The sequence below is a fragment of the Prevotella sp. P2-180 genome (assembly GCF_002251435.1).
Classification (GTDB): Bacteria; Bacteroidota; Bacteroidia; order Bacteroidales; family Bacteroidaceae; genus Prevotella.
The window spans coordinates 40,354-66,877 of record NZ_NPJI01000114.1; the positions used below are offsets into that span (position 1 = coordinate 40,354).

Annotated in this window: 22 protein-coding genes; 4 read left to right on the plus strand and 18 right to left on the minus strand. The window is 47.4% G+C overall.

The features are described 5' to 3' along the window. Positions 1-7 precede the first annotated feature (7 nt). From CIK98_RS17140 to hisG, 13 genes are all read right to left on the minus strand, one after another. Positions 8-496, minus strand: a complete 489-nt coding sequence (locus tag CIK98_RS17140; RefSeq protein ID WP_094386431.1) for a metallophosphoesterase — start codon at positions 494-496, stop codon at positions 8-10. Between the two features lie 28 nt (positions 497-524). After that, entirely contained in the window at positions 525-1,157 is a 633-nt protein-coding gene (locus CIK98_RS17145) for an AAA family ATPase (RefSeq protein WP_094386433.1), read from the minus strand. Then, a complete protein-coding gene (locus CIK98_RS17150; protein ID WP_094386435.1) occupies positions 1,144-2,526 on the minus strand; it encodes an MATE family efflux transporter in 1,383 nt (460 codons plus the stop codon). Before CIK98_RS17150 ends, CIK98_RS17145 begins: the two co-directional genes overlap by 14 nt. A gap of 248 nt (positions 2,527-2,774) precedes the next feature. Next, positions 2,775-3,935, minus strand: a complete 1,161-nt coding sequence (gene galK / locus CIK98_RS17155) for a galactokinase (protein WP_094386437.1) — start codon at positions 3,933-3,935, stop codon at positions 2,775-2,777. 50 nt (positions 3,936-3,985) lie between these two features. Continuing rightward, entirely contained in the window at positions 3,986-5,224 is a 1,239-nt protein-coding gene (locus CIK98_RS17160) for an MFS transporter (protein WP_094386439.1), read from the minus strand. Between the two features lie 124 nt (positions 5,225-5,348). Then, a complete protein-coding gene (locus tag CIK98_RS17165) occupies positions 5,349-6,440 on the minus strand; it encodes an aldose epimerase family protein (RefSeq protein ID WP_094386441.1) in 1,092 nt (363 codons plus the stop codon). A 119-nt stretch (positions 6,441-6,559) separates the two neighbouring features. Beyond that, on the minus strand, positions 6,560-7,849 hold the full coding sequence (locus tag CIK98_RS17170) for a folylpolyglutamate synthase/dihydrofolate synthase family protein (RefSeq protein ID WP_094386443.1): 1,290 nt from the start codon (positions 7,847-7,849) through the stop codon (positions 6,560-6,562). A 21-nt stretch (positions 7,850-7,870) separates the two neighbouring features. Then, positions 7,871-9,040 carry a molecular chaperone DnaJ gene (gene dnaJ, locus CIK98_RS17175; protein WP_094386445.1) on the minus strand — a complete coding sequence of 390 codons (1,170 nt, stop codon included), beginning with the start codon at positions 9,038-9,040 and terminating at the stop codon, positions 7,871-7,873. 27 nt (positions 9,041-9,067) lie between these two features. Continuing rightward, positions 9,068-9,691: a nucleotide exchange factor GrpE gene (locus CIK98_RS17180; protein WP_094386447.1), complete on the minus strand. Its 624-nt coding sequence runs from the start codon at positions 9,689-9,691 to the stop codon at positions 9,068-9,070. 64 nt (positions 9,692-9,755) lie between these two features. Continuing rightward, positions 9,756-11,375 (minus strand): ABC-F family ATP-binding cassette domain-containing protein, encoded by a 1,620-nt coding sequence (locus CIK98_RS17185; protein WP_094386448.1) that lies wholly within the window; start codon positions 11,373-11,375, stop codon positions 9,756-9,758. A 38-nt stretch (positions 11,376-11,413) separates the two neighbouring features. Further along, entirely contained in the window at positions 11,414-12,448 is a 1,035-nt protein-coding gene (hisC, locus tag CIK98_RS17190; protein WP_094386450.1) for a histidinol-phosphate transaminase, read from the minus strand. A gap of 41 nt (positions 12,449-12,489) precedes the next feature. Then, positions 12,490-13,782 (minus strand): histidinol dehydrogenase, encoded by a 1,293-nt coding sequence (gene hisD / locus CIK98_RS17195; protein WP_094386452.1) that lies wholly within the window; start codon positions 13,780-13,782, stop codon positions 12,490-12,492. Further along, the gene (gene hisG / locus CIK98_RS17200; RefSeq protein WP_094386454.1) at positions 13,779-14,630 is read right to left on the minus strand and encodes an ATP phosphoribosyltransferase; all 852 of its coding nucleotides are present in this window, start codon (positions 14,628-14,630) and stop codon (positions 13,779-13,781) included. Before hisG ends, hisD begins: the two co-directional genes overlap by 4 nt. A gap of 165 nt (positions 14,631-14,795) precedes the next feature. Between hisG and CIK98_RS17205 the strand changes: the two genes are divergently transcribed. Then, a complete protein-coding gene (locus CIK98_RS17205) occupies positions 14,796-15,962 on the plus strand; it encodes a transglycosylase SLT domain-containing protein (protein ID WP_094386456.1) in 1,167 nt (388 codons plus the stop codon). After that, positions 15,959-17,041, plus strand: coding sequence for a UDP-N-acetyl glucosamine 2-epimerase (locus CIK98_RS17210; protein WP_094386458.1), 1,083 nt, complete (start codon positions 15,959-15,961; stop codon positions 17,039-17,041). The genes CIK98_RS17205 and CIK98_RS17210 overlap by 4 nt, the downstream gene beginning before the upstream one ends. Before the next feature lies 1 nt (position 17,042). Here CIK98_RS17210 and CIK98_RS17215 read toward each other — a convergent pair whose 3' ends face one another. The 5 genes from CIK98_RS17215 to CIK98_RS17235 all read right to left on the minus strand — a co-directional run bounded on the left by CIK98_RS17215 (position 17,043) and on the right by CIK98_RS17235 (position 22,165). Then, positions 17,043-17,687, minus strand: coding sequence for a helix-turn-helix transcriptional regulator (locus tag CIK98_RS17215; protein WP_094386550.1), 645 nt, complete (start codon positions 17,685-17,687; stop codon positions 17,043-17,045). A 117-nt stretch (positions 17,688-17,804) separates the two neighbouring features. Then, complete coding sequence (locus CIK98_RS17220) at positions 17,805-18,962, minus strand: sodium ion-translocating decarboxylase subunit beta (protein WP_094386459.1); 1,158 nt, start codon at positions 18,960-18,962, stop codon at positions 17,805-17,807. A 12-nt stretch (positions 18,963-18,974) separates the two neighbouring features. Continuing rightward, a complete protein-coding gene (locus CIK98_RS17225) occupies positions 18,975-19,424 on the minus strand; it encodes a biotin/lipoyl-containing protein (protein ID WP_094386461.1) in 450 nt (149 codons plus the stop codon). A gap of 41 nt (positions 19,425-19,465) precedes the next feature. Beyond that, the gene (locus CIK98_RS17230) at positions 19,466-20,431 is read right to left on the minus strand and encodes an OadG family transporter subunit (RefSeq protein ID WP_094386463.1); all 966 of its coding nucleotides are present in this window, start codon (positions 20,429-20,431) and stop codon (positions 19,466-19,468) included. A 48-nt stretch (positions 20,432-20,479) separates the two neighbouring features. Beyond that, positions 20,480-22,165 (minus strand): putative transporter, encoded by a 1,686-nt coding sequence (locus CIK98_RS17235; protein ID WP_094386465.1) that lies wholly within the window; start codon positions 22,163-22,165, stop codon positions 20,480-20,482. A gap of 294 nt (positions 22,166-22,459) precedes the next feature. Between CIK98_RS17235 and mutA the strand changes: the two genes are divergently transcribed. Both mutA and scpA read left to right on the plus strand, forming a co-directional pair. Then, positions 22,460-24,313 carry a methylmalonyl-CoA mutase small subunit gene (gene mutA / locus CIK98_RS17240; RefSeq protein WP_094386466.1) on the plus strand — a complete coding sequence of 618 codons (1,854 nt, stop codon included), beginning with the start codon at positions 22,460-22,462 and terminating at the stop codon, positions 24,311-24,313. Positions 24,314-24,327: 14 nt separating this feature from the next. Further along, positions 24,328-26,472 (plus strand): methylmalonyl-CoA mutase, encoded by a 2,145-nt coding sequence (gene scpA / locus CIK98_RS17245; RefSeq protein ID WP_094386468.1) that lies wholly within the window; start codon positions 24,328-24,330, stop codon positions 26,470-26,472. Positions 26,473-26,524 lie beyond the last annotated feature (52 nt).

The window sequence follows — 26,524 nt, forward strand, 5'->3', positions numbered from 1 at the left end:
TAATGTGTCATTTCAGTATAATAGCTTCGCATTCAGTAATCTCCGAACCGTCTATGGTAAGCCTTACTATGGAGCGCTCTGTTTGCCAACCTTGTAAGCCAGCAGCACCAGGATTTATGTGCAGCAAACCGAGATTTTTGTCTTTCATAACCTTCAGAATGTGCGAATGGCCTGAGATGAAAAGATCTGGTGGCGAGGCGAATATGCGGTTGCGGATGCTTGCGTCATAATTGCCTGGATAGCCGCCGATATGTTTCATCAGCACGTCCACATCCTCACACTTAAACCTCAGCACCTCTGGGTACATCAGTCGAAGGTCGCCGCCATCGCAGTTGCCGCAAACGGCACGAAGTGGTTTTACAGCCGAGAGGCGTTCTGCAAGCTCTGTACTTCCGATGTCACCTGCATGCCATATTTCATCACAAGTCTCAAAATGCGTTTTAAAACGCTCATCCCAATATGAATGAGTATCACTTATTATTCCTATTTTTTTCATTATCTTATCGTAAAAGTTTTTGAAGTAGTTATCTTCTCACCCCTCTCCTCATTCCTACAAACTTCTCCACCATCTCCACCGCACCATCGATACCTATGCGTGAAGTGTTTAGCGTCAGGTCGTAGCTCTCGCTGTGCCCCCATTGCTTGCCAGTATAGAAGTTATAGTAGGTGGAGCGTTGGCTCTCGTGGGTTGATATGAACTTACGCGCCTCCTTCTCCGTACAGCAGCGCCGTTCAGACACGGCTTTCACCCGGTCGATAAGATCGGCAGTGAGAAAGATGTTCGTTGAGTTAGGAAAGTCACGGAGTATGTAGTCGGCACAACGGCCGACAAACACACATGGTCCCTCCTGAGCAGCCTTACGTATTGCCTCGCTCTGGAAGCTGAAAAGGCCTTCCTGTGAGAAGTCGCTCTTGTAAATACTATTATCGGAGAGCAGCGAGGTGTGGATATTGAACAGTGACTTGAAAAATGTCTTGTGCTCATCGTTCTGCTCGAAAAATTTCTCGCTGAAACCACTCTCCTTGGCTGCTATGTTCAGTATCTCGCGGTCGTAGAACTTGCATCCGAATAAATCGGCAAGCCTACGGGCTACGTCATGACCGCCACTACCTATCTGACGACCTACATTTATTATTATATGACTACCCTTGTCCATTAGTTATCAGTTCTTTATGTTGTCTTTTAAATCGTTTCATATATTTCATCATCATCACACCCGCAAGAAGGGCTGAGAGCGTATCGCTAAGAGGCATCGACATCCAAACTCCTGTCACGCCAAACATCGGAGGCAGTATTAACAGAAGCGGAAGCAGCATCAGAAGTTGACGCGACAACGAGAGCAATATGCTTATCTTTGCCATACCTATGCTCTGGAAAAAGTTTGTTATCACCATCTGATAGCCTACGATTGGCATTGCAGACATCATTATCCTGAGAGCGTCGACAGACACAGAGGCAAGATGGGGGTCGGTGGTGAAAAGCCTGACACACAACGACGGGCACAGCATTGCCACAAGAAATCCTACTGTAGTCACACAAGTGGCTGCTATCATCGATATCTTCAATACCCTCATAAGGCGGTCGAGCTTTTGGGCGCCATAGTTATATCCAGCTATAGGTTGCATGCCCTGGTTCACACCCATGTTTATCATAACAAATATGAATGCCACACGATTGGCTATGCCATAGGCTCCCACAGCAAGGTCGCCACCATAGCGAAGAAGATTGTTGTTGATGAATATCACTACAAGACACGCACACGCATTCATCGAAAAGGGAGACATGCCAATAGCAATGATATTCTGAACTATACGACGGTCGAGACGATATATGCCACGCTTCAGATGAAGTAGCTCACGACGGTCGACAAACAGCCGCAACTGCCACAGAAAGGCTAATAGCTGAGCCAATATCGTAGCATAGGCGGCACCGGAGATTCCAAGACGGAAGGTATAGATGAACAGAGGGTCGAGAAACGTATTTACCACCACCGTAAAAATCGTTATGTACATCGCCTCACGGGGCTTGCTCGCGGCGCGGAGAACAGCATTCATGCCAAAATACATATGAGTAATCACATTGCCAAACAATATCACCAACATATACTCACGGGCATAGGGCAACGTCTGTTGGCTCGCACCGAAGAACAATAGTATTGGATCAAGAAACAATAACGAGACTACACTGAACACAACACCTATTATCACGTTCAATGTCACTGTATTGCCAAACACATGCTGAGCTTTTTCATAATCCTTCTGACCTAGTTTAACCGATATGTATGAGGAAGCGCCCACACCTACTGCTGCACCAAAGGCGGCAGAAAGGTTCATAAACGGGAAGGTCACGGCAAGGCCAGATATAGCCAAAGGTCCAACTCCCTGGCCAATGAAAATGCTGTCAACCATATTATAAAGCGAAGAGGCCGTCATGGCTATAATCGCAGGAAGGGCATATTGAAGCAATAAGCCGCCCACGGGCTTTGTCCCAAGTTCAATGGTTTTTTTGTTTTTATCTTCTTTCATCCTGAAAATCTATTTCACAATGCAAAGGTAATGGTATTTTATGAAACAGCAAAATATTAACAACAAAAACTAATAACTGTATAGTAAAAAATCCCTGCAAGACTAATGAACCTTGCAGGGATAATAAGGGAGCTACTATTGACAAACAGATTGCAGGAATGTCCGGAAGTAAGGATCTCTCGTGAAACATCAAGCCACAAAAAAAATAGGCTCTCAAACAAAGAGAACCTATTTTTATTCAGGCGGGTTTAGCAAAGCTTTCTTGAACCGTCGCCAATCACTACATCGTATACTTTGGGAGCATGGCCGTACTTGGCGGCAAACTTCTCCTTGGCATCTGCAATGAACTTGTCGTAAAGTTCTTCTTTTACTAGATTGATGGTACAACCGCCAAATCCGCCACCCATGATACGGCTACCGGTGACACCATTCTCCTTGGCAATGTCATTTAGATAGTCGAGTTCCTCGCAAGAAACTTCATACTCCTTCGACAGACCATAGTGAGTTTCATACATCTTTTGACCTACAGTCTCGTAATCGCCCGCATTGAGTGCATCGCAAACTGCAAGCACACGATCCTTCTCGCCGAGAACGAACTTGGCACGGCTGTAGTCCTCTTCGCCCACTTCTGCCCTAACTTCCTCGAGCTGCTCCCATGTGCAGTCACGTAGAGTCTCAAACTGTGCCTCAGGATGCTTGGCGGCAATGTGCTTAACAACGTTCTCGCAGCTGTTGCGGCGGTCGTTGTATGGCGAACCTGCTAACTCGTGCTTCACAACAGAGTCGAGCAGCACAAGGCGGTAACCTTCAGGCTTGAATGGGAAGTACTCAAACTCGCGGCTGCGGCAGTCGAGTCGCATCAAGCATCCCTCCTTACCGAACACACTTGCAAACTGGTCCATGATACCGCAGTTCACACCGCAGTAGTTGTGCTCTGTGGCCTGCCCAGCGAGCACCATATCCCACTTCGATACCTTGTTGTCGCCAAAGAGGTCGTTCAGCGCAAAGGCGTAGCAGCTCTCAAGAGCAGCAGAAGAAGACATTCCGGCTCCAAGTGGCACATCTCCGGCAAATGCGGTGTTGAAACCCTTTACGTCGACACCACGCTTCTTCATCTCCTGCACAATGCCATATATGTAGCGTGCCCAGCTGGCGCGGGGTCCCTGTGGATCGTCAACCTTGAACTCCACGCGGTCCTTAAGGTCAATGGAATAAGCCATAATGGTGTCTGTGCCGTTAGGACGCACCTCGCAAATCATGCCTTTGTCAACTGCTCCAGGGAATACGAAGCCTCCATTATAGTCAGTATGCTCGCCGATGAGGTTTATACGACCTGGAGATGCATACACGTTTCCTGTCTTTCCGTCGAAGTGCTTAATAAAGCGACTTCTTACAAATTCTATATCCATAAGTGATAAATACTTTAATTAAAATAAATAGTTAATATAAGTTTTTTGAATTATTTCACGCTGATGCCAATCTTGCTACCCCAGTTGCAGAACCAAATGATGTAGGCATAGAATACAAAGAGGAAGCACATGGCTATGATGACGCCTGTCATGTCGACAATGGCGCCCATGAGAGGCATAAGGATGGCTGCGCCTATCACACCAGTATTGATAACACCGGAGGCTGCCTTGGTATGAGGACCGAGCTCCTGAAGACCGAGGTTGAAGATCAAGGGCCACATTACAGAGTGGAACAGTCCGGCTGCAAGCATACACCAGATGCCAAGCATGCTACTTGAGAAGAGAAGCGACAGAAGAATGCAGAATGCGCCAAGCAAGAGACATGAGGTGAGGAGTTTGCGTGGCTCAAACTTGGTAAGGATACCTGCTCCAACAAAACGGCCAACCATCATGCCACCCCAGTAGAACGACAGGTAGCTTGTCACTACGTCAGACACATCCACTCCTGCATACTCAGGAAGAAGCTCGAAGCGATACTTCAACATCGAAGGTACGCCAATCTCTACTCCCATGTAGGCAAAGATGCCAAGTGCGCCGAGCCATACATGTGGATACTTGAACACACTGCTCTTGTACTGACGGTGCTCGCCAGCGTCCTCAGCCTGCTTGCCCTCGTCAATCTTTGGCAACTTCAACATTACTAGTATTCCGCATACCACAAGTGTAAAGATACCAAGGCCGAGATAAGGACCTGGTACATACTCTGGAGCCGGGGTCTTACCAGAAATGATAATCTGTGTGATGAAGATAGGAGCTACGGTAGTGGCCACTGAATTAAGAGCTTGTGAAAGGGTCATGCGGAATGCGCCCTTTTCTGGCGAACCGAGCACCATAACGTATGGGTTGGCCACATTCTGAAGCATCACGATACCCATGGCTACAAGACACATGGTGCCGAGGAACACTGCATAGACATTGGCACCGGCTGAGATGGCCGCGCTGATACCAAGCGAATTGATTACGAAACCTATGCCCACCACGGCAAGACCGAGAACGAGGGTGCCCTTATAGCCTATCTTGCTCATTAGGAACGAGAAAGGAATGGCCAGCAGGTAAGCACCATAGAACGCTGAGTTGACATACTGTCCGTCTTGTGCCGTGAGGTTGAAGGCTTTAGAGCAGAATGGAATCATAGAATTGTTCATCGTTGTGACAAATCCAATGAGGAAGCAGACGATGAACACAACGATAAGTGCGAACGTGTAGTTCGGAGTTTGTTTTGGGTTCATTTTTTTAAGTTATTGTAATTTTTTTCGTTTATAATAAATCATTAGGGGAGCACATCTATGCGGTAAATCCATGCCTTATACATAATGCATATATAAGACATGGATTAAGGTCGATATTTTTAGTTTATCTTTCTACTGAAAACTTATAAATAGTCTTCTGCTTGTATTGCTCGTTAGGACGAAGCACTACAGAGGGGAAGTATGGACGATTAGGGGAATCAGGGAAGTGCTGGCACTCAAGGCATACGGCTGAGCGACGTGGGAATGTGGCACCGTGCTGGCCTACCTTGCCGCTACAGAAATTGGCGGTGTAGAGTTGTACGCCGGGCTCGGTGGTATACACTTCGAGAGAGCGTCCGCTTACAGGCTCTGTAACCTTGGCAGCATAGCTCAGCTCGCCTTCCTCGCGCTTGTTGAGTACATAGTTGTGGTCGTAGCCTGAACCGTTCTTAATCTGCTCGTTGTCAGCATCGATATCCTTTCCAAAAGCCTTAGGTGTGCGGAAGTCGAATGGTGTGCCCTCAACCTTTAGCACCTCACCTGTAGGAATGCTGGTGTTGTCGATAGGCAGGTAGAAGTCGGCATTGATCTGGCAAATCTGGTCTTCGATGGTTGGAGTCGGGTTGGCAATTCCTGCAAGTGAGAAGAATGCGTGATGTGTGAGACAGATAATGGTTTTTTTGTTTGTTGTCGCAAGATATTCTATCACGAGTTCGTTTTCGTCTGTGAACGTGAACTCTACAGTGACTTTAACCTCACCAGAGAAACCTTCCTCGCCGTATGGGGAGGTGTAGTTCAATGCGAGTGAGCGGGGACCCATCTGACGGGCATCCCACACGCGGAGGTTATAGCCCTTATTGCCGCCGTGGAGGTGGTTTGGACCATCGTTGGTGGCAAGTTGGTAGTCTTTGCCGTTAAGAGTGAATCGACCCTTACAAATGCGGTTGCCATAGCGGCCGATAAGTGTAGAACGATAAATCTCGTCGGTCTCCATGAGAGCCTGGATGCTATCGAATCCCTGAACAACGTTGGCAACATTGCCGTCCTTGTCGGGAACCATGATTGCACAGATGGCGCCTCCATAATTTGAGATAGCTACTTCGTAACCCTTACGGTTGCGCAGAATGTATAAATCGGTCTTTTTGCCGTTGATTGTGGTCTGGAAATCCTTACGATTCAGACCACACAAATTCGCGTTTTCTGCAGTGTTTGTCATATTACTAATGTTTTTAGTTATTACTACTATTTACAATTCTTTGCTGCAAAGTAACAAAAAAAAATCAAAACAGACAAAATAAACAGCACAAAAAACACTTAACGGACTGTTAAAAACACCTAAAAGCAATTTGCGAGAAAATCGGCCACTATATAACTACTACCTCCAACATACACGAAACCATGGTCGGAAGCTGCCTTAACCGCTGATATATATGCTTGACTAACAGAGCTATAACACTTGCCCTCAAGTCCCAAAGCCCTACATACTCGTGCCACATCGTCTGCTTTCAGAGCCCGATGGCTGTCAGCCTGTGTAAAATAGTATTTTGCATCTTTAGGAAGCATTTTTGCCACAGAAGTGATGTCTTTGTCGTTTACCATGCCAAACACAATGTGCTTCTGACTGCATTTCACCGACTCAATTTGACGGCTAAGATACTTCCATGCTGCTACATTGTGTCCAGTGTCACAAATGACAAGTGGCTTTCTGCTTATGGTCTGCCAGCGTCCCAAAAGTCCAGTGGTCTCAACCACGGTAGTTAACGCTTTTTTAAGAAGTGAATCGTCGTCAGCCAATACACCTTGCTCCACAAGTCGCTTATAGGCAGAAAGCACGGTGGCTGTGTTTTTCACCTGGTAGTTGCCGGCGAGAACTCCCGTGAGAGTGCCGTGATGTTGGGTTGTGTAGGTCATGATACCGGAAGGAGTGAGTTGTGAGGAGACTATCTCACCCTCGTCTTCTGCGAAAAATAGCGGTGCCGACTTCTCTCGCGCCACTTTCTCAAACACTGGCCGTGTAGCGTTACATGTCTCGCCCACCACCACATCTATACCATACTTGATTATTCCTGCCTTTTCACGTGCAATGCTCTCAAGGGTGTTGCCGAGGAACTGAGTGTGGTCAAAACTGATGTTGGTGATAACTGAAAGTATGGGGGTGATGATGTTGGTGCAGTCAAGTCTGCCTCCCAATCCCACTTCAATAACCGCGATGTCAACCATCTGGTCACTGAAGTATTTGAATGCCATGGCTGTGGTGAGTTCAAAAAAAGAGGGATGAAGAGGCTCAAAGAAGTCTCTTCCCCGCTCTACGAAGTCAACGACATATTGCTCACTGATACACAATCCGTTGACTTTTATCCGTTCTCGAAAATCCACCAGATGAGGCGATGTATACAGTCCCACTTTGTAACCAGCCGCTTGCAACAAAGCGGCAAGGGTGTGAGATGTCGACCCCTTGCCGTTTGTACCTGCTACGTGTATTGTTTTGAAATTGCGGTGCGGATGCCCATAATGGCTGTCGAGAGCCATCGTATTGTCGAGCCCGCTTTTATACCCAGCCTTCCCTTGTCGCTCAAACATGGGCAGCTGGTTGAACAGATAGTCTGTAGTTTCCCTGTATGTCATGGATATGATTTCAACTTCTACTTAGTTGAAGTAGTTTCTGAAGCGCTGGAAGATGGAGCGTTTGGTGGCTGCGTCGCCCTTGAAGTTGTCGCTGTCTTTCATTTTCTCCAGTTCCTTCTTCTCATCGCGGCTGAGAGTCTTCGGTACGTATACGCTGATATTGACTATCAAGTCGCCTTTTCCCTTACCATAGCCCTGTACGGCAGGCAAGCCCTTCGACCTCAGGCGAAGTGTTTTACCTGGCTGTGTGCCTGCATCAATCTTTACGCGCAGACGTGTGCCCTCTATGGTTGGTATCTCTACGTCGCCGCCAAGTGCGGCTGTGGGGAAGTCGAGCAGAAGGTTGTATATGAGGTCGCTTCCGTCGCGCACAAAGGTGTCGTTAGGTTCTTCCTCAATAAACACTTGTATATCGCCAGTGATACCGCATCGACGTCCAGCATTACCCTTTCCAGGCACGTTTACCACCATGCCTTCAGCCACTCCAGCCGGAATATTAATCTCAACCACTTCCTCGCCTTTCTCTACTCCGGTGCCGTTGCACTGGTGACACTTGTTCTTCACTACCCTGCCCTCGCCGTTACAGGTAGGACACACGCCTTGAGTCTGCATCATGCCGAATATGCTCTGTGTGGTATGAGAGATGACTCCTGAACCATGACATGTAGGACATGTGTCCATATTGCCACCATCTTCAGAGCCTGTACCATGACAGTGTGAACAGGGCACGTCCTTACGTACTTTAAATTTCTTTGTCACACCTGTTGCCACTTCCTGAAGTGTTAATCTTACCTTAAGGCGCAAATCGCTACCACGATGCTGTTGCGGGCGGCTATGACCGCCTCCGCCGAAGCCTCCGAAACCGCTGAATCCTCCCGCATGACCGCCGAAGATATCGCCGAACATGGAGAAAATGTCATCCATGTTCATACTCTGGCCACCGAATCCTCCGAAACCGCTGGCACCACTAGGCCCTGAAAAGCCAAACTGGTCGTACTGCTGGCGTTTCTGTGGATCGTGGAGCACGTCATAGGCCTCAGCAGCCTCCTTAAACTTTTCCTCGGCTTCCTTATTGCCTGGATTGCGGTCAGGGTGGTATTTTATGGCAATCTTTCGATATGCTTTCTTTATCTCGTCCTCAGAAGCGTTTTTCTCCACTCCGAGTACTTCATAATAATCCCTTTTTGCCATCTCTTAATCTTTCATTTTTTTTATCTTTTACTGTCCTACTGCCACTTTGGCATGACGTATGACCTTGTCGTTGAGTTTATATCCGCGCAGCACGCAGTCAAGCACCTTGCCTTTCTTGTCGTCGCCCATACCAGGAACCATGGCTATGGCCTCGTGTACGTCTGTGTCGAAATCGGCGTTGACAGTATCTATGGGTTTTACTCCCAGTCCCTCAAGCACCTTCAAGAACTTGTTGTATATAAGCTGAATACCTTCTCTAAGCACTTCCGGGTCGTCGGTCTTGCTTCCGTTGGCAATGGCACGTTCCATATCGTCAATCACGGGCAGTATAGCTACCACAGTTTTCTCTCCTCCGTTGAGTATAAGTTCGGCCTTCTCCTTCAACGTGCGCTTACGATAGTTGTCAAACTCAGCTACAGATCGCAGGTACTTATCTTTCAATTCTTCGATTTTGCGGTTGGCTTCCTCAAGCGGGTCTACGTTGTCTTCCGCTTTGACTTCACCCTCAGCTTTATCCTCTGCGTCATCTGTCTGAGTGTTGTCGGCAGTGTTTTCAACAGTGTCTTCCATAGACTCTGTGCCGTCATTTTCTACACAGTCGTTTGGCTGTTGCTTTATCTCTTCTTCTTGGATGTTCTTTTTCTCTTCCATTTCTGTATTTTTTTTATATTTCACTCTATTCGCTGCAAAAAGTGTGCCAAAGGCACGCTTTATATTAGTTTTGAGCATACATCTTTGCTTTTTGCTCCTTTATCTGCTCGTCGTAGATGTATTGGTCGTACTCCATGAGTTTGTCTATGGTGCCATTTGGCGTGAGTTCGATTATGCGGTCGGCAACGGTCTGTATGAACTCGTGATCGTGGCTTGCGAATATGATATTGCCCTTAAACTGCACGAGATTGTTGTTGAAAGCCTGAATGCTCTCGAGGTCGAGATGGTTAGTTGGTGTGTCGAGTATGAGACAGTTGGCATTCTGTAGTTGCATGCGTGCTATCATACACCTCATCTTTTCGCCTCCCGAAAGCACTCTCACTTTCTTCATGACATCCTCGTCTTTAAACAGCATTCGTCCGAGGTAGCTTTTCATCAGCACCTCATTACCCTTGCCATACTGGCTGAGCCAGTCAACGAGGTTCATGTCTGAGTCGAAGAACTTTGTATTGTCGAGAGGAAGATAAGCGGTAGTGATAGTCACCCCCCACTTATATTCTCCAGCGTCGGCCTGACGATTGCCGTTGATAATCTCAAACAGGGCAGTCATGGCTTTCGGGTTATGGCTGAGGAACACAGTCTTCTGTCCTTTCTCGATAGTGAAGTTTACATGGTCGAAGAGTACTGTTCCATCGGCGTCGATAGCCTTGAGGTCTTGCACTTCGAGTATCTGTGTTCCCGGTTCGCGATCCATCTGGAAGATGATGCCAGGATACTTTCTCGACGAAGGACGTATCTCCTCCACGTTGAGTTTCTCAAGCATCTTTTTGCGCGAAGTAGTCTGTTTGCTCTTTGCCACATTGGCAGAGAAACGACGTATGAACTCCTCGAGTTCCTTACGTTTCTCTTCTGCCTTCTGGCGCTGGTTCTGTGCCTGACGGAGTGCAAGCTGTGAACTCTCGTACCAGAAGGAGTAGTTTCCGGAGAACACTGTCACCTTGCCGAAGTCAATGTCGACGGTCTGTGTAGACACAGCGTCGAGGAAGTGACGGTCATGGCTCACCACGAGCACGGTCTGTTCCACATTACTGAGATATTCCTCAAGCCACATTACGGTGTCGAGGTCGAGGTCGTTGGTTGGCTCATCGAGAAGGAGGTTGTCGGGATGACCAAAGAGTGCCTTGGCAAGCATCACTCTCACCTTTTCGTTATTTGACAGTTCACTCATCATCTTGTCGTGAAGATTGTCCTTGATACCAAGGTTTGACAGAAGTTGGTCTGCGTCGCTCTCAGCGTTCCATCCGTCCATCTGCGCAAACTTGTCCTCGAGTTCGGCCACCTTGATACCGTCTTCTTCGTTAAAGTCAGCCTTCATATACAGAGCCTCACGCTCTTTCATATTCTGCCACAGAGGCTGATGTCCCATAAGTACGGTGTCTCTTACACTGTACTCATCATATTTGAAGTGGTCCTGCTCAAGCACTGAGAGGCGCTCGCCAGGTCCTAATTCCACAGTACCCTTGTTGGGTTCGAGATCGCCGCTGATGGCTCTGAGTAGAGTTGACTTTCCGGCACCATTGGCACCTATTACTCCATAGATGTTGCCGCTTGTAAACTTGAGATTGACGTCCTTGTAAAGGACTTTCTTTCCAAACTGAATCGCTAGATTTGTGACTGTTATCATTGTTAAAAACTATTATTCTTGAAAAACACTGCAATATTTTACATTGTACGCAAGGCTGCAAGAAGTTCTTGGTTCTCTGTCTTGGTTCCTATGGTGATGCGTAGGCAACCTTCACAGAGTCGGACGCTATTTCGGTTGCGCACGATAATTCCCTTATCAACGAGATAGTCGTATGTAGCCTGTGCATCGTCTACTTCCACAAGCAGGAAGTTGGCATCCGAATGATGTATCTTGCGACACATGGGCAGAAGGCCGATGGCGTCAATCATGCGCGAACGCTCGAGCAATATTGTACGCACCCACTTGTCAACCTCATACGGGTCTTTAAGCAGTTCCAGCGCCTCACGTTGTGTCAGAATGTTGACATTATACGGATATTTAACCTTATTCATAATATCTATTACATTCTTTTGGGCAAAAGCCATTCCCATACGTATACCGGCGCATCCCCATGCCTTGCTCATGGTGTTGAGAACCACCATATTTGGATATTTAGCCAGTTCCAAGCGGAATGGTTTCTGACTACTGAAGTCGCTGTATGCCTCATCGACCACTACAAATCCATCGAAGCCGTTGAGCACCTTTATCACCTCGTTGGTGTCGAGGGCGTTGCCCGAAGGATTGTTTGGTGTACAAAGCCATATTATTTTCGTATGCTCGTCGCATGCGGCAAGCATCTTTTCGGCATTGAGACGAAACCCTGGTTCCAACATTACCGTGCGGTATTCCACATCGTTAATGTCGGCACACACTTTATACATGCCGTATGTAGGGTCCATAGCCACCACATTGTCAACCTTCGGTTCGGTAAAACAGCGGTACATCAGGTCGATAGGCTCATCGCTACCATTTCCAATGAAGATTGATTCCTCAGGCACTTGCTTTACCTTTGCAAGTTGCTTTTTCACTTCAAGTTGAAGTGGGTCTGGATAGCGGTTAAACGGGCTGTTATAGGGATTTTCGTTGGCATCAAGATAAACACTCGCATTACGGCCGCTGAACTCATTGCGTGCGCAACTGTAAGGAGCGAGATTCCAAACGTTCTCCCTTGTCAATTCTTTAAGTTCTTTCATTCCTGTCGATATTATTTATATTTCACAAGGAGTTAAGGAGTCTACCCTCTTCCTTCTACCCTCTTTACCCTCACAGTCATGGCTTGCTTGTGGGCGTCTAAGGACTCTGCGGCCGCCATTGCCTCCACAGCGTGTCCAATACTTCTTATGCCTTCCTCTGTGATGTGCTGGAAAGTGATTTTTCGACAATAGCTATCGAGATTCACACCACTATAGGCAGTAGCGTAGCCATGGGTAGGAAGGGTGTGGTTTGTACCGCTGGCATAGTCGCCTGCGCTTTCACAGGCATAACGTCCTAAGAACACACTTCCTGCATTCACCACTCTGACAGCCAACTCTTCGTAGCTATCAGTCTGTATGATGAGATGTTCAGGAGCATAGGCGTTTGACAGTTCCATGGCCTCCTCTTCTGAAGCCACTACCACTATCTTGCTGTTGTCGAGGGTCTTCTCGGCTATGTCGCGACGTGGAAGGAGGGCCAACTGGCGTGCCACTTCTGCCTCCACCTCTTCAGCCTTCTGTTCTGAAGTGGTAATCATCAGCACTTGGGAGTCGACACCATGTTCGGCTTGCGATAACAGGTCTGCAGCCACAAACTCTGCATTGGCATTGGCATCGGCAATGACACACACTTCGGAAGGACCGGCTGGCATGTCTATCGCCACCTCATGGAGACTAACTTGTTGTTTGGCTGCCATGACATACTGATTGCCGGGACCAAAAATCTTATATACTTTCGGTACCGACTCAGTGCCATAGGCCATAGCTCCAATGGCCTGCACTCCACCAGCCTTGAAAATGCGACTCACACCTGCCACACGGGCGGCTACAAGAATGGCAGGATTGACCTTGCCGTCGCGACCGGGAGGCGTACACAACACTATTTCTTTGCATCCGGCTATCTTGGCAGGAGTGGCAAGCATCAGCACCGTGCTGAACAACGGAGCCGTACCACCTGGTATGTACAATCCAACGCGCTCAATGGCCACACTCTTCTGCCAACACTCCACTCCAGGACATGTCTTAATATGTACTCCGTCGAACTTCTGTGCCTCATGAAAAGCCTTAATATTGTCGTGGGCCAGCGAGATGGCTTCCTTCAGGTTTGCATCTACAAGCCTGTCAGCCTCGTCCATTTCCTCTGGACTAACAGCCAACGATGAGAGTGCCGCCTTGTCAAATTTCAGTTCATATTCCTTAACAGCCTCATCACCACGTGACTTCACGTCGTCGAGCACTGCCTTGACAGTTGCGGTGAGCTGCGATACGTCGAGGTGTGGACGCTGCACTATCGACGCCCACATCTCCCGTTCTGGATACTTTATAATAATCATAATATCATCTTTTCAATGGGTGTGACAAGGATGCCCTGGGCACCCATTTCTTTCAGTTTGCCAATAATCTCCCAGAAACGTTTCTGGTCGAGAACGGTGTGGACAGAACACCACTCTTCATCGGCAAGGGGAATGACGGTAGGACTCTTCAGACCAGGAAGTACGTCGATAATGTCCTGCAGACGAGACTTGGGAGCATTCATGCGTACATATTTCTTATCTTCGGCACTGCGAACGGCAGCAAAACGGAAAAGCATCTCGTCAAGAGTCTTGCGTTTCTCGGCATCCAACTGCTTGTTGCCGATAAGCAGGGCCTCGCTTTGCATAACCACTTCCACTTCACGCAGATTATTGCTGACGAGAGTGGAGCCACTGCTTACAATATCGAAGATAGCGTCAGCAAGACCTATGCCCGGAGATATCTCTACACTGCCAGTGATAACATGAATATCTGTCTTAATACCGTGATTTTCCATATAATGTCGAAGTATGCCAGGATAAGATGTTGCAATCTTCTTTCCATTAAACCATTCAAGACCCGGATATTCGATATCCTTCGGAATGGCAAGTGATAGACGACAACGGCTAAATCCCAGACGAGAGACGATATCAGCCTCCTCGCCACGCTCAACAAATTCATTCTCGCCGACTACACCAATGTCTGCCACACCAGAAGCCACACTCTGTGGTATGTCGTCGTCACGTAGATAAAGTACCTCCAATGGGAAGTTTGACGACTGCACCAAAAGGGTGCGTTTACTTGAACTGATCTTGATGTCTGCCTCAGCTAGCAGATTCATGGTGTCTTCAAAAAGACGACCTTTTGACTGTACTGCAATACGTAACATACTTAATTTTTATTATATATTTTGAAAATCACGATGCAAAATTACGAATTAATGATAGAATGTGCAAGAAAATTACTAATTTTGCAGTCAAAAAAGAGCATTTTGTTGACCAACTATACAAAAAATAGGCTAAAACCGACCCTTTTATCAGTTTTAGGACTAATAATGGGTGCCATTTCACTATGCACTGCCTGCTCCTCGGAAAAGAAGGAGAAAGTGGTAGCGCCATGGGGAGAAGTGAACGACTCTATACCCGAAGATGACATATTCGACCTCGACCAGATAATGGCAAATGGGGAGATTATCATAGTTACCACAAGCGGACCTACCACATATTATGACCACAGAGGAAAACAGCTAGGACTACAATATTTGATGGCACAGAAATATGCCGAGGGTATAGGAGTAGGAGTTAGGGTGGAGATTTGTCGTGACACTGCTGACATGATAAGCAGAATTGCTACAGGAGATGCCGACATTGTGGCTTTTCCACTTAAAATGAAAGACATCAGAATGATTGGACATGGTGAATCTGACATAGTGTTGTGCGGTGCAGGAAACGACTCCATAGGACAATGGGCTGTGAACAGCGAAAAGAAAAAACTTATCAGCTCGCTGAACAAGTGGTACAAGCCGGAAATAATGGCAGAGACAAAGAAGGAAGAAAACTTCATACTTAGCGCAAAAAGCATAGTAAGACATGTCTATGCTCCGATGCTCAACCGCAAAAGCGGCATCATATCAAGATATGACCAACTATTCATAGCTTACAGCCAGTCTATAAGATGGGACTGGAGACTCATGGCGGCTCAATGCTATCAGGAATCGACCTTCGACCCAAAAGCAAAATCATGGGCGGGAGCACAAGGTCTGATGCAGATAATGCCAGCCACAGCCGACATGCTCGGACTGCCACGCGACAAAGTTTACGACCCAGAAAGCAATATTGCCGCGGCAGCAAAATATCTCGGACAATTGGAAGCAAAGTTCAATGACATTCCCGACAGATACAACAAGCAAAACTTCGTGCTTGCAAGCTATAACGGCGGATATAACCACATAAGAGACGCCATGGCACTAACGGAAAAACACGGAGGCAACAAACTCTCATGGGACGACGTGAGTCAATACGTACTTAAACTCGCAACACCACAATTCTATAGCGATCCTGTAGTAAAATATGGATATATGAGAGGATCGGAAACGGAAGACTACGTGAGAAAAATACGTCTAAGATGGCAATCGTATAAAGGGGTGAAAAGTCCACATACGGGTTATCAAGGCATGATGAATAAAAAAGCAAAGAAACATAAAAAGAAATACGACATATGAAAAACATTACTATGGTGGCTGGTGCCAGACCAAACTTCATAAAACTGGCACCTATCGTATGGGCTTGCGAAAAAGCAAAAAAAGAGGGGCAGCCGATTGACTATAATCTCGTATATACGGGAACAGAAAACGACATGTCGATAGAGCAATCTCTTTTCGACGACCTCGGAATAGACAAGCCACAGGTGTATCTCGGAGTAGACTGCGAAAGTCTGAACGAGCTTACAGGACAAACAATGGGGGCTTTTGACAAGTATCTCGACAATACACCGACTGACGTGGTAATAGTGGTGGACGACCTCGCTTCTACCATGGCAGTGGCCATAGTGTGCAAAAAACGCGGAGTGAAACTGGCACATCTCGTGGCCGGGACACGTTCTTTTGACTTCAACATGCCGAAAGAAGTGAACAGACTTGTGATTGACGGACTCAGCGACCTGCTCTTCACCGCTGGTGCCGGGGCAAGCAGCATAGTAAGCCGAGAAGGAGTCGAACTGCAAAACATATACATGGTGGGCAACATCATTATCGACACGCTACGACACAACTACAACAGATTCATAAAACCTACCATCTTGCAGAAAAAAGGCATTGGAGACGGAGAATATATCGTGTTTACCATTAATAGGAAAGCATTGCTGAAAAACAAGGAGTATATACAACAGCTTACCGAATATATATATAATAAGGTGAAAGGCATTGCCGTTGTCGCTCCACTAAGAGGAATGGCCAAAGAGGTGATGGAGCCATACGCGAAACAGATGGAGAACTTCTATATTACAGACTCTATGGGATACTTGGAGTTCGGTTATCTCACAACTCACGCCCGTGGCATTATCACCGACTCGGGCAACATTGCCGAAGAGGCTACATTCAACAATGTACCTTGTATCACACTGAACGAATATACAGAGCATATTGAAACAGTAAACCAAGGCACAAACGTATTAGTGGGCTACGACCTCGAGAAATTGGCCACGGCACTGGAAGATCTGACTGAAAACAAATGGAAAAAATCGTCTATTCCTGACAGATGGGACGGAAGGACAGCAGAAAGAATCCTACAAACTATTATCTGAACTAAATTTTGTTTATATCCACATAACCGTGCATAACGGCATAAATAGTAAGTGCGGAAATAGACTTCTTACCCAGTTTATCGGTGATATTCTTACGATGGGATATCACCGTCGACATTCCTATATTGAGTATTTCGGCTATCTCTTTGTTAATGTGTCCTTGAGCCACAAGCGACAAAACCTCAATCTCGCGGTCGGAGAGCACGTTCTGGTGAGCATTCTGCTGGACAGGAGGAAGATTACGGCCATGTGCATGGGCATGTTGTTCGAGGGCGAGCAGAGAGCGGACAAGTTGTTTTTCAGGTACATTAACAGAGAGCGAATGAAAGTTGCTCATTGATGCTGCATCATCAAGTGCAAGAGTAAGTACTATGGTCTTTGCCCGGTGTTCAAGAAAGAACTGCCTATTCTCCAATACTATATTCATTGACACGAAAAAATGATAATACTGTTCAGGATTATTTGCCTGAAGTTCGGCAAATGATCCAAAAATATCTATATGCATAATTGGCATTATCTCTTGCAGTAAAGCCTTAAGTCCAATAGCAGATAGAGTATTGGGGTCAATGATGGAAAGCCTCACCCCCGCCCCCTTTCCAAGGGAGTGGGGAGATGAATAGTATTGTTCGTCGTTATTTTCTGACATCATAATATTGTTCTCAGATATCATCTTATTCTTATTTCTGACATTAAATCAGCCTAAAAAAAATCATATTACCTCCCCTCTCTTTCGGAGAGGGGCAGGGGCGAGGCTCTTATTTTGTTAAGACAGGAATCCGAGCAGGGCTCCGGCTGCTACAGCCGAGCCGATAACACCGGCAACATTCGGACCCATGGCATGCATGAGCAGGAAGTTATGGCGGTCGTATTCCAATCCTAGATTATTACTGATGCGGGCACTCATTGGAACGGCAGATACACCAGCATTACCAATCAACGGATTTATCTTCTTATCTTTGGGCAGGAAGAGGTTCATCACCTTCACGAAGCACACACCGCTTGCTGTGGCAACCATGAAAGCACAAGCACCTACAACGAAGATGAACAGAGTGTTCAAGGTCAGGAACTCGCTGGCCTGAGTAGAGCAACCTACGGTAAGACCAAGAAGCATCACTACGATATCGTTGAGAGCAGAGCCTGCAGTCTTGGCCAGGCGGGTGGTCTTGCCCGACTCCTTCAGCAAGTTACCGAAGAACAGCATACCAAGCAGCGGAAGACCTGAAGGCACGATAAATGTAGTAAGCAACAGTCCGATAATCGGGAAGAGAATTCGCTCTGTCTGACTTACTTGACGACTAGGTTTCATCTTAATCACGCGCTCCTTCTTTGTGGTAAGCAGACGCATCAATGGTGGCTGAATCAGCGGAACAAGAGCCATGTAAGAGTATGCACACACAGCAATGGCTCCCATCAAGTTTGGACAAAGCTTCGACGAGAGGAAGATGGCGGTAGGACCGTCGGCACCACCGATGATGGCAATACCAGCTGCTTGGTTAGGTTCAAAGCCTAATGCCAAGGCCACCATATAAGCGCCAAAGATACCAAACTGTGCAGAAGCGCCAATAAGCACTAGCTTCGGGTTGGCAATAAGCGCCGAGAAATCGGTCATGGCACCGATGCCAAGGAACACAAGAGGAGGATACCAACCTTGGCGCACTCCCTGATAGAAGATATTCAAGACGGAATTGTCTTCATAAAGTCCAATTTCGAGACCTGCATCAGCACGGAAAGGAATGTTTCCGAGAATGATGCCCAAACCAATAGGAATGAGCAGCAGAGGCTCGAAGTCTTTCTTGATTGCAAGGTAGATGAGCACGGCTCCCACCACAATCATAATGAGGTTTCCTGCCGTTGCATTGGCAAAACCAGTGTAGGTAAGAAACTCAGTGAAATTCTCTGCTATAAATTCTGTAAATCCCATAATTTATTGTCTTTAGCCAATGGTGATCAATGTGGCGCCTTCCATTACAGAATCGCCCTGGTTTACTAAGATAGAGGTGACGGTGCCACTGTTCTCAGCCTCGATGTTATTCTGCATCTTCATAGCCTCAAGCACTACAACGGTATCGCCCACGTTTACCTTGTCGCCAACCTTGACATTTATCGAAGATATGGTGCCGGGAAGTGGAGCCTTGACAGGAGAACCTGCTCCGGCAGGAGCGGCAGGAGCGGCAGGACGTGCTACCGGGGCGACCGGGGCGGCTGCGGCAGGTGCTGGAGCAACTACCTTTGGCCGTGTGATGGCCTTGGCTGGATTGATAGGTTGCTTCAGTTCTACTTCGAAAGGAATGCCATTGACAGATACCTTGGCTATATTACCTTCCATCTCTTCGATTTCTACCTCGTAATCAACACCTTGTACTTTATATTCAAACTTGTTCATAATAATTCTTTATATTTGTTTTCTATTTTCAGTCTTTCAAATTATTCATGGAATTGAGTCATAAGCGGCAATTCCATATTCCAGTCAGTATTCTTAGGTTTAATGGTGATGACACCACTCTCAACATCATGAACATTGTCTTGATATTCCTTAAGAGCCATGGCTATCACGGCCATGTAGACTTCCTTGTCTATACCCTTTGTCTTCAGACCATCCTGAAGAATGGTACTAGTCTTAGATGCTACCTCCATGGTCTTCTCTACCGTCTTTACACCGGCCTTCACTGGCTGTATATTAGCCACCGCCGAACGATGTTTCATAAAGAAGCCGAAAAGGGTGAAGAATACAAAAAGAAGGGCAAGACAGAAGAACACGATGCCCATGGCCAGCACAGTAATACCGAATCCGTAAGGGTCTTCACGCTTAAGCTTTGCAGTCTTGGTCTCAACAATGTCTGTCATGTTGGAAATGCCTGGAGTCACCTGTTCTGCAGATTTCACAACCCAGTTTACCGAACCGTCCTTGTGACGGGCATACGAGAGATTATCAGCAATGACAGGTACTGTTACAGAGTCGATAAGCTGTGTAGCATTACCGCTATAAAGACCAACCCATGTCGGCTTTGAAGGGTCGATAGGCACTGAAAGGTGCATCGAGCCTTTCGAAGGCAGACTATTACAAAAGAGAATCAAGTGCTGCCGTCCGCTAAGAGCGGTGCGGGGCTCACCACTTGGAATTGCACTCATGCGCTTCATGCGCTCAGGCACACTCATCTGAGGATCCAATACAGAGCGGTCGGTGGTTATAAACATGCCACGTACGTTGTAGGTAGTAAACGATACATTAGCAATTTCAATCCACGCTTCACGCTGACCATATTCATCCTGCAGATTGGACGTGTTGCTTGTCATCACTTCATTAATCTTGATGCTCTGCTCTACCTGAGCATGAGTCATGGAAGCGCCGGCAAGCAACAATGTGCCTAACAGTAATCCGAATTTGTTCATTTGTGTACGATTATTATTATTGTTTATTGTTAGAAATTCTTTTCTGCTTTACGCTCCGCAACACAATAGTATGATAACCTGGGCTGTGAAAATACGGAGGAACATGCTCAATGGATACACTGTTGAATATCCAATGGCCGGAGCCTCAGTGGAGCACGACTGGTTAGCATAGGCTAATGCTGGAGGGTCGGTATAGGTACCGGCCAACATACCCATAATGGTAAAGTAATTGAACTTATATCGCAGACGTGCTATTGTACCTATTATTAATATAGGTATAACGGTGATGAGGAATCCTGTATAGACATACTTCAGACCATCGCCCTGTACCACTGTCTCCAGGAAGCCAGCTCCAGCCTTAATGCCGACACTCGCCAAAAACAGCACAAGTCCTATCTCACGCAACATCATGTTGGCACTGGTAGTAGTATAGGTAACGAGATGAACCTTATAGCCGTAACGACCAATGAGGATGGCAATGATGAGCGGACCTCCTGCAATACCGAGCTTCATTGGTACTGGCATACCAGGAATGGCAAATGGAAGAGAACCAAATATAATTCCAATCACAATACCAAGGAAGATAGTGGCGATATTTGGAGCTTCAAGGCGCTTAATGGAATTGCCCAGCACATCAGCCACACGGTTGACAAGGTCTTCTGGACCGACAACCATCACACGGTCGCCCACCTGAAGCGGCAGACGTGGCGATGCAAACAGTTCCATACCCTGACGGGTGATACGGGTCACATTCACACCAAAGGCACGCGAGAAGTGCATTTGGCCAAGAGTCTTTCCGTTAATGGAGGGCTTTGTAACAAGAATGCGACGTGAAACCATTGGCTGGTCGGTTTTCTCCCACTCTACCTGTATCTCCGGGCCAATGAAAGCGATGATTGCCTCAGCATCGGCTTGGGCACAAACGATGAAAAGTTGATCGCCAAGTTCTAACACCGTATTACGGTTTGGTATTGTCACATGACCATCGTGAAGAAGACGTGAACAAACGAAATCACGATTAAGGAAGTCGTGGATCTGCATCAGCGTACGACCAGCCAAATATGCGTTTGACACCTGGATATGCATCTGGTGTGGCTTAACGTGAGTGTCTTCGGCATTGGCAGCCTTCAGTTCGTCCTCCTCCTTTGAAAGATTTACACGACAAATAAAGCGTATGGCGATGGTCGCACCGATTATTCCCACTACGCCAAGAGGATATGCACAAGCGTAACCTGAGGCTATCTGGGGAAGATTGTCGCTGAACACACTATTGAGGGCTTCATTGGCGGCACCAAGACCAGGGGTGTTTGTCACTGCACCATAAAGAGTACCGACCATCATTGGAAGGTTGTGAGGATTGCTCGTGTCGAAGAAAATGTAATAGCATGCAAACATCACTGCAATGTTTAGCAGCACCGTGCTTGCGGCAAGCATATTCAACGTCACGCCACCCTTACGAAAACTTTCAAAAAAGCCCGGTCCCACCTGCAATCCTATCATAAAGACAAATAGGATCAGACCGAAGTCCTGAATAAATGTAATGATGTTAACTGGGGCAGTCAAACCGAAGTGACCGGCGACGATACCTGCAAAGAGGACGAATGTTACGCCCAAAGCGATACCTCCAAACTTCACTTTACCCAACAGCACTCCTATAGCTATAACCAAAGCATACAAAAGCGCAATATGGGCTACCGATTCCGTTGAGGTGAAAAGATTAATTAGCCATTCCATATTATATAGTATTTTTTTCGCTGCAAAATTAGCCAAAATATTACTCATTTTATAATTTTTGTGCAACAATTTTTAAAAGAAAGCCCAACTTTTTGAATATTTCACAATTTTACACAATTTTCTTTCAGTTTTTATATAAATACAAAAATTATTCGCTATCTTTGCAGCGCATTTTCAAAGCATGGGAGATACTATGCCCTAAAAAGTGCCATGAAAGTTATAAGAGATCTTCAACGGATAAAATCGTCTATGAGGACAACAATAAACTTATATAATAATTAAAAACAACCGACTATGTCAGACATTAAGGAAAAACTCTTTACCGAGTTTACAGCACCCACTAAGCAGGAGTGGCTTGACAAAATTCAAGTCGACCTGAAAGGTGCAGACTTCAACAAAAAGTTGGTATGGAGAACAAATGAAGGCTTCGACATGCAGCCCTTCTACCGCAGAGAGGACATTGAGGGTCTTGCCACCCCCAACGCTCTTCCGGGAGAGTTCCCATTCGTACGTGGTAACAAAAAGGACAACAATGTATGGCGCGTGCGCCAAAACATCGTTGCCGACGACGCCAAGGCTGCCAACACCAAGGCTCTTGACATCCTCAACAAGGGCATCGACTCCTTGGGATTCAAGATCAAGGGCAGCGACGTCAGCGCTGAGTTCATCGACACGCTACTTGAGGGTATTTGCCTTGAGTGTATCGACGTCAACTTCTCAACATGCCAGTGCCACACACTCGAACTGGCTCAGATTCTCGTGGCTTACTTTGAGAAAAAAGGCTATGACAAAGAGAAGATCAATGGCTCTATCGCCTTCGACCCCATTGAAAAAATTCTCATAAAGGGAAAGGACACCACTAAGATGGTAGCTAAGGCCAAGGAACTCGTTGAATTGCTGAAGGACTATCGTTTCTTCCGCTGCATCGCCGTCAACTCTGAGGCTCTCAACAATTCTGGCGCTTATATCGTACAGGAACTGGGATATGCCTTGGCATGGGGTAACGAGTATCTGCAGCAGATGGTTGAAGCTGGAGTGGAGCCTACTCTCGCTGCCAGCAAGATAAAGTTCAATATGGGCATCTCAGAAAACTACTTCATGGAGATTGCCAAATTCCGTGCCGCACGCATGCTTTGGGCTGAAATCGTTAAACAGTATGAGCCAAAGTGCGACTGCGCTTGCATGATGATGGTCAATGCCACCACTTCATCTTATAATATGACTGTGTTTGACAGCTATGTCAACCTGCTCCGCACCCAGACCGAGACTATGTCGGCTGCCCTTGCCGGAGTTTATTCTATCGTGGTACGCCCATTTGACGACGCATACCAAGCTCCTACAGACTTCTCTGAGCGCATAGCACGCAACCAGCAGCTTCTGCTCAAGGAAGAGAGCCACTTCGATAAGGTAGTTGACCCATCGGCCGGTTCTTACTTCATCGAGGAACTCACTAACTCGCTTGCAGATGCCGCTTGGAAAATCTTCCTCAAGGTGGAGGACGAAGGAGGATTCCTCGCCGCCGCAAAGGCAGGAACTGTGCAGGATGACATCAACGCCACCAACCAAAAGCGTCACGGCGACGCCGCTAAGCGTAAGGAATTCCTGCTTGGCACCAACCAGTTCCCCAACTTCACCGAACTCTCCGAAGGCAAGCGCGCAAAGAAGTGCTGCTGCTCTTGCTCTAACGCAGAGGAGACTCCGCTAAAGAAGATTTCTGCTACACGTCTCGCTGCTGACTTCGAAGACCTCCGTATTGCCGTTGAGGAGAGCGGCAAGACTCCAAAAGCATTCATGCTCACCATTGGCAATCTCGCCATGCGCCAAGCCCGTGCGCAGTTCAGCTGCAACTTCCTTGCTTGTGCTGGCTACAAGGTTATCGACAACCTCGGTTTCAAGACTGTCGAGGAAGGTGTTGACGCTGCATTGGCAGCAGGTGCAGATATCGTTGTCCTCTGCTCGAGCGACGATGAGTATGCTGAATATGCTGTACCCGCATTCAAGTATCTCGATGGTCGTGCAATGTTCATCGTGGCAGGAGCCCCAGCCTGCATGGACGATCTCAAGGCCGCCGGCATAGAGAACTTCATCCATGTGCGTTGCAATGTGCTCGAGACTCTAAAGGAATATAACCAGAAGTTGGGAATCTAATGTTTTGAATAGTCATGAGAAAGAATTTTAAAGATATCAATATTTACGCCGGCATCAAGAACGAGAATGGTGCCGACTGGCAGAAGGCTAACGGTATCGCTCCCAACTGGAAGACTCCCGAGCATATCGAAGTAAAGCCCGTTTATACTAAGGAAGACCTTGAAGGCATGGAACACCTTGACTTCACGGCAGGTATTCCGCCTTATCTCCGTGGTCCGTACTCCATGATGTACCCGTTCCGCCCATGGACCATCCGCCAATATGCTGGATTCTCTACCGCTGAGGAATCTAACGCTTTCTATCGCCGCAACCTCGCCTCTGGACAGAAGGGTCTTTCGGTGGCATTCGACCTCCCCACCCATCGTGGTTACGACCCAGACAACGAGCGTGTGGTAGGCGACGTGGGTAAGGCTGGTGTGTCTATCTGTAACGAGGAGAACATGAAGGTGCTCTTCGATGGTATTCCACTGAACAAGATGTCGGTGTCGATGACCATGAACGGTGCCGTGCTTCCTATACTTGCCTTCTATATCGTGGCAGGTCTGGAGCAGGGTGCTAAGCTCGAGGAGATGGCTGGTACTATCCAAAACGACATCCTCAAGGAGTTCATGGTGCGCAACACCTATATCTATCCACCTGCATTCTCAATGAAGATCATTGCCGACATATTTGAATATACTTCGCAGAACATGCCTAAGTTCAACTCCATCTCAATCTCCGGCTATCACATGCAGGAGGCTGGTGCAACAGCAGACATCGAGTTGGCTTATACCCTTGCCGATGGTATGGAATACCTCCGTGCCGGTGTAAATGCAGGTATAGATGTGGATGCCTTCGCTCCACGCTTGTCGTTCTTCTGGGCTATCGGTGTAAATCACTTCATGGAAATTGCCAAGATGCGTGCAGGCCGTCTGTTATGGGCCAAGATTGTAAAGAGTTTCGGCGCAAAGAACCCGAAGTCACTCGCACTGCGTACACACTCACAGACATCAGGATGGTCGCTCACCGAGCAGGATCCGTTCAACAACGTTGGCCGTACCTGTATCGAGGCTATGGCAGCAGTGTTGGGTCACACCCAGTCACTCCACACCAACGCTCTTGATGAGGCCATCGCCCTGCCTACCGACTTCTCAGCCCGTATCGCACGTAACACCCAGATTTACATCCAGAACGAAACCAAGGTGTGCAAACACATCGACCCATGGGCAGGTTCTTACTACGTTGAGACCCTTACCAACGAACTCGTTCACAAGGCATGGGAACACATCCAGGAAATCGAGAAGCTCGGCGGTATGGCAAAGGCTATCGAGACAGGAGTGCCCAAGATGCGTATCGAGGAAGCGGCAGCCCGCACACAGGCTCGTATCGACTCTGGCGTACAGACCATCGTCGGCACCAACAAGTATCGTCTCGACCACGAGGATCCTATCGACATCCTTGAGGTTGACAACACCGCAGTGCGCAAGCAGCAGGAGGAGAGTCTTGCCAAGGTTCGCGCAGCCCGCGACGAGGAGGCTTGCCAGGCAGCCCTCAAGGCTCTCACCGAGATTGTACGCACAGGCGAAGGCAACTTGCTTGCCCAGGCTGTAGAGTGCGCAAAGTTACGTTGTACATTGGGAGAAATCAGTGACGCCTGCGAAGAGATAGTAGGACGTTACAAGGCAGTAATTAGAACAATATCAGGCGTGTATTCATCAGAAAGCAAAAACGACAAGGACTTCGAAGTTGCTTGTCAGCTCACAGAAGAATTTGCACAGAAGGAAGGCCGACGTCCACGTATCTTCATCGCTAAGATGGGTCAGGACGGTCACGACCGTGGTGCAAAGGTAGTTGCAACAGGATATGCCGACTGCGGTTTCGACGTCGACATGGGTCCATTGTTCCAGACTCCGGCCGAAGCTGCCCGCGAAGCTGTTGAGAACGACGTTCACGTAGTGGGTGTCTCTTCTCTTGCTGCTGGTCACAAGACACTCGTTCCGCAGCTAATCGATGAGCTAAAGAAACTGGGTCGTGAGGACATCATGGTCATCGCTGGCGGTGTAATCCCTGCCCAGGACTACGAATTCCTTTATCAGGCAGGAGTGGCCGCCATCTTCGGTCCTGGCACATCCGTTGCCAAGGCAGCCGTTGAGATGATGAACATCCTGCTGGAGAAATAATCCACATTAACTTATCATTTTGCCGCAGGCGCTTCTGCATTAGGATCGCCTG

Bases quoted from the DNA above. Each gene is read 5' to 3' on its own strand.
- CIK98_RS17165 (WP_094386441.1), bottom strand. From the start codon at position 6,440: ATGACAAACACTGCAGAAAACGCGAATTTGTGTGGTCTGAATCGTAAG.
- CIK98_RS17205 (WP_094386456.1), top strand. From the start codon at position 14,796: ATGGGTGCCATTTCACTATGCACTGCCTGCTCCTCGGAAAAGAAGGAG.
- hisD (WP_094386452.1), bottom strand. From the start codon at position 13,782: ATGATTATTATAAAGTATCCAGAACGGGAGATGTGGGCGTCGATAGTG.
- CIK98_RS17180 (WP_094386447.1), bottom strand. From the start codon at position 9,691: ATGGAAGAGAAAAAGAACATCCAAGAAGAAGAGATAAAGCAACAGCCA.
- CIK98_RS17225 (WP_094386461.1), bottom strand. From the start codon at position 19,424: ATGAACAAGTTTGAATATAAAGTACAAGGTGTTGATTACGAGGTAGAA.
- CIK98_RS17185 (WP_094386448.1), bottom strand. From the start codon at position 11,375: ATGATAACAGTCACAAATCTAGCGATTCAGTTTGGAAAGAAAGTCCTT.
- CIK98_RS17210 (WP_094386458.1), top strand. From the start codon at position 15,959: ATGAAAAACATTACTATGGTGGCTGGTGCCAGACCAAACTTCATAAAA.
- hisG (WP_094386454.1), bottom strand. From the start codon at position 14,630: ATGTTACGTATTGCAGTACAGTCAAAAGGTCGTCTTTTTGAAGACACC.
- CIK98_RS17215 (WP_094386550.1), bottom strand. From the start codon at position 17,687: ATGTCAGAAAATAACGACGAACAATACTATTCATCTCCCCACTCCCTT.
- mutA (WP_094386466.1), top strand. From the start codon at position 22,460: ATGTCAGACATTAAGGAAAAACTCTTTACCGAGTTTACAGCACCCACT.
- galK (WP_094386437.1), bottom strand. From the start codon at position 3,935: ATGGATATAGAATTTGTAAGAAGTCGCTTTATTAAGCACTTCGACGGA.
- CIK98_RS17160 (WP_094386439.1), bottom strand. From the start codon at position 5,224: ATGAACCCAAAACAAACTCCGAACTACACGTTCGCACTTATCGTTGTG.
- CIK98_RS17150 (WP_094386435.1), bottom strand. From the start codon at position 2,526: ATGAAAGAAGATAAAAACAAAAAAACCATTGAACTTGGGACAAAGCCC.
- CIK98_RS17220 (WP_094386459.1), bottom strand. From the start codon at position 18,962: ATGGGATTTACAGAATTTATAGCAGAGAATTTCACTGAGTTTCTTACC.
- dnaJ (WP_094386445.1), bottom strand. From the start codon at position 9,040: ATGGCAAAAAGGGATTATTATGAAGTACTCGGAGTGGAGAAAAACGCT.
- CIK98_RS17230 (WP_094386463.1), bottom strand. From the start codon at position 20,431: ATGAACAAATTCGGATTACTGTTAGGCACATTGTTGCTTGCCGGCGCT.
- scpA (WP_094386468.1), top strand. From the start codon at position 24,328: ATGAGAAAGAATTTTAAAGATATCAATATTTACGCCGGCATCAAGAAC.
- CIK98_RS17170 (WP_094386443.1), bottom strand. From the start codon at position 7,849: ATGACATACAGGGAAACTACAGACTATCTGTTCAACCAGCTGCCCATG.
- CIK98_RS17145 (WP_094386433.1), bottom strand. From the start codon at position 1,157: ATGGACAAGGGTAGTCATATAATAATAAATGTAGGTCGTCAGATAGGT.
- CIK98_RS17140 (WP_094386431.1), bottom strand. From the start codon at position 496: ATGAAAAAAATAGGAATAATAAGTGATACTCATTCATATTGGGATGAG.
- hisC (WP_094386450.1), bottom strand. From the start codon at position 12,448: ATGAAAGAACTTAAAGAATTGACAAGGGAGAACGTTTGGAATCTCGCT.
- CIK98_RS17235 (WP_094386465.1), bottom strand. From the start codon at position 22,165: ATGGAATGGCTAATTAATCTTTTCACCTCAACGGAATCGGTAGCCCAT.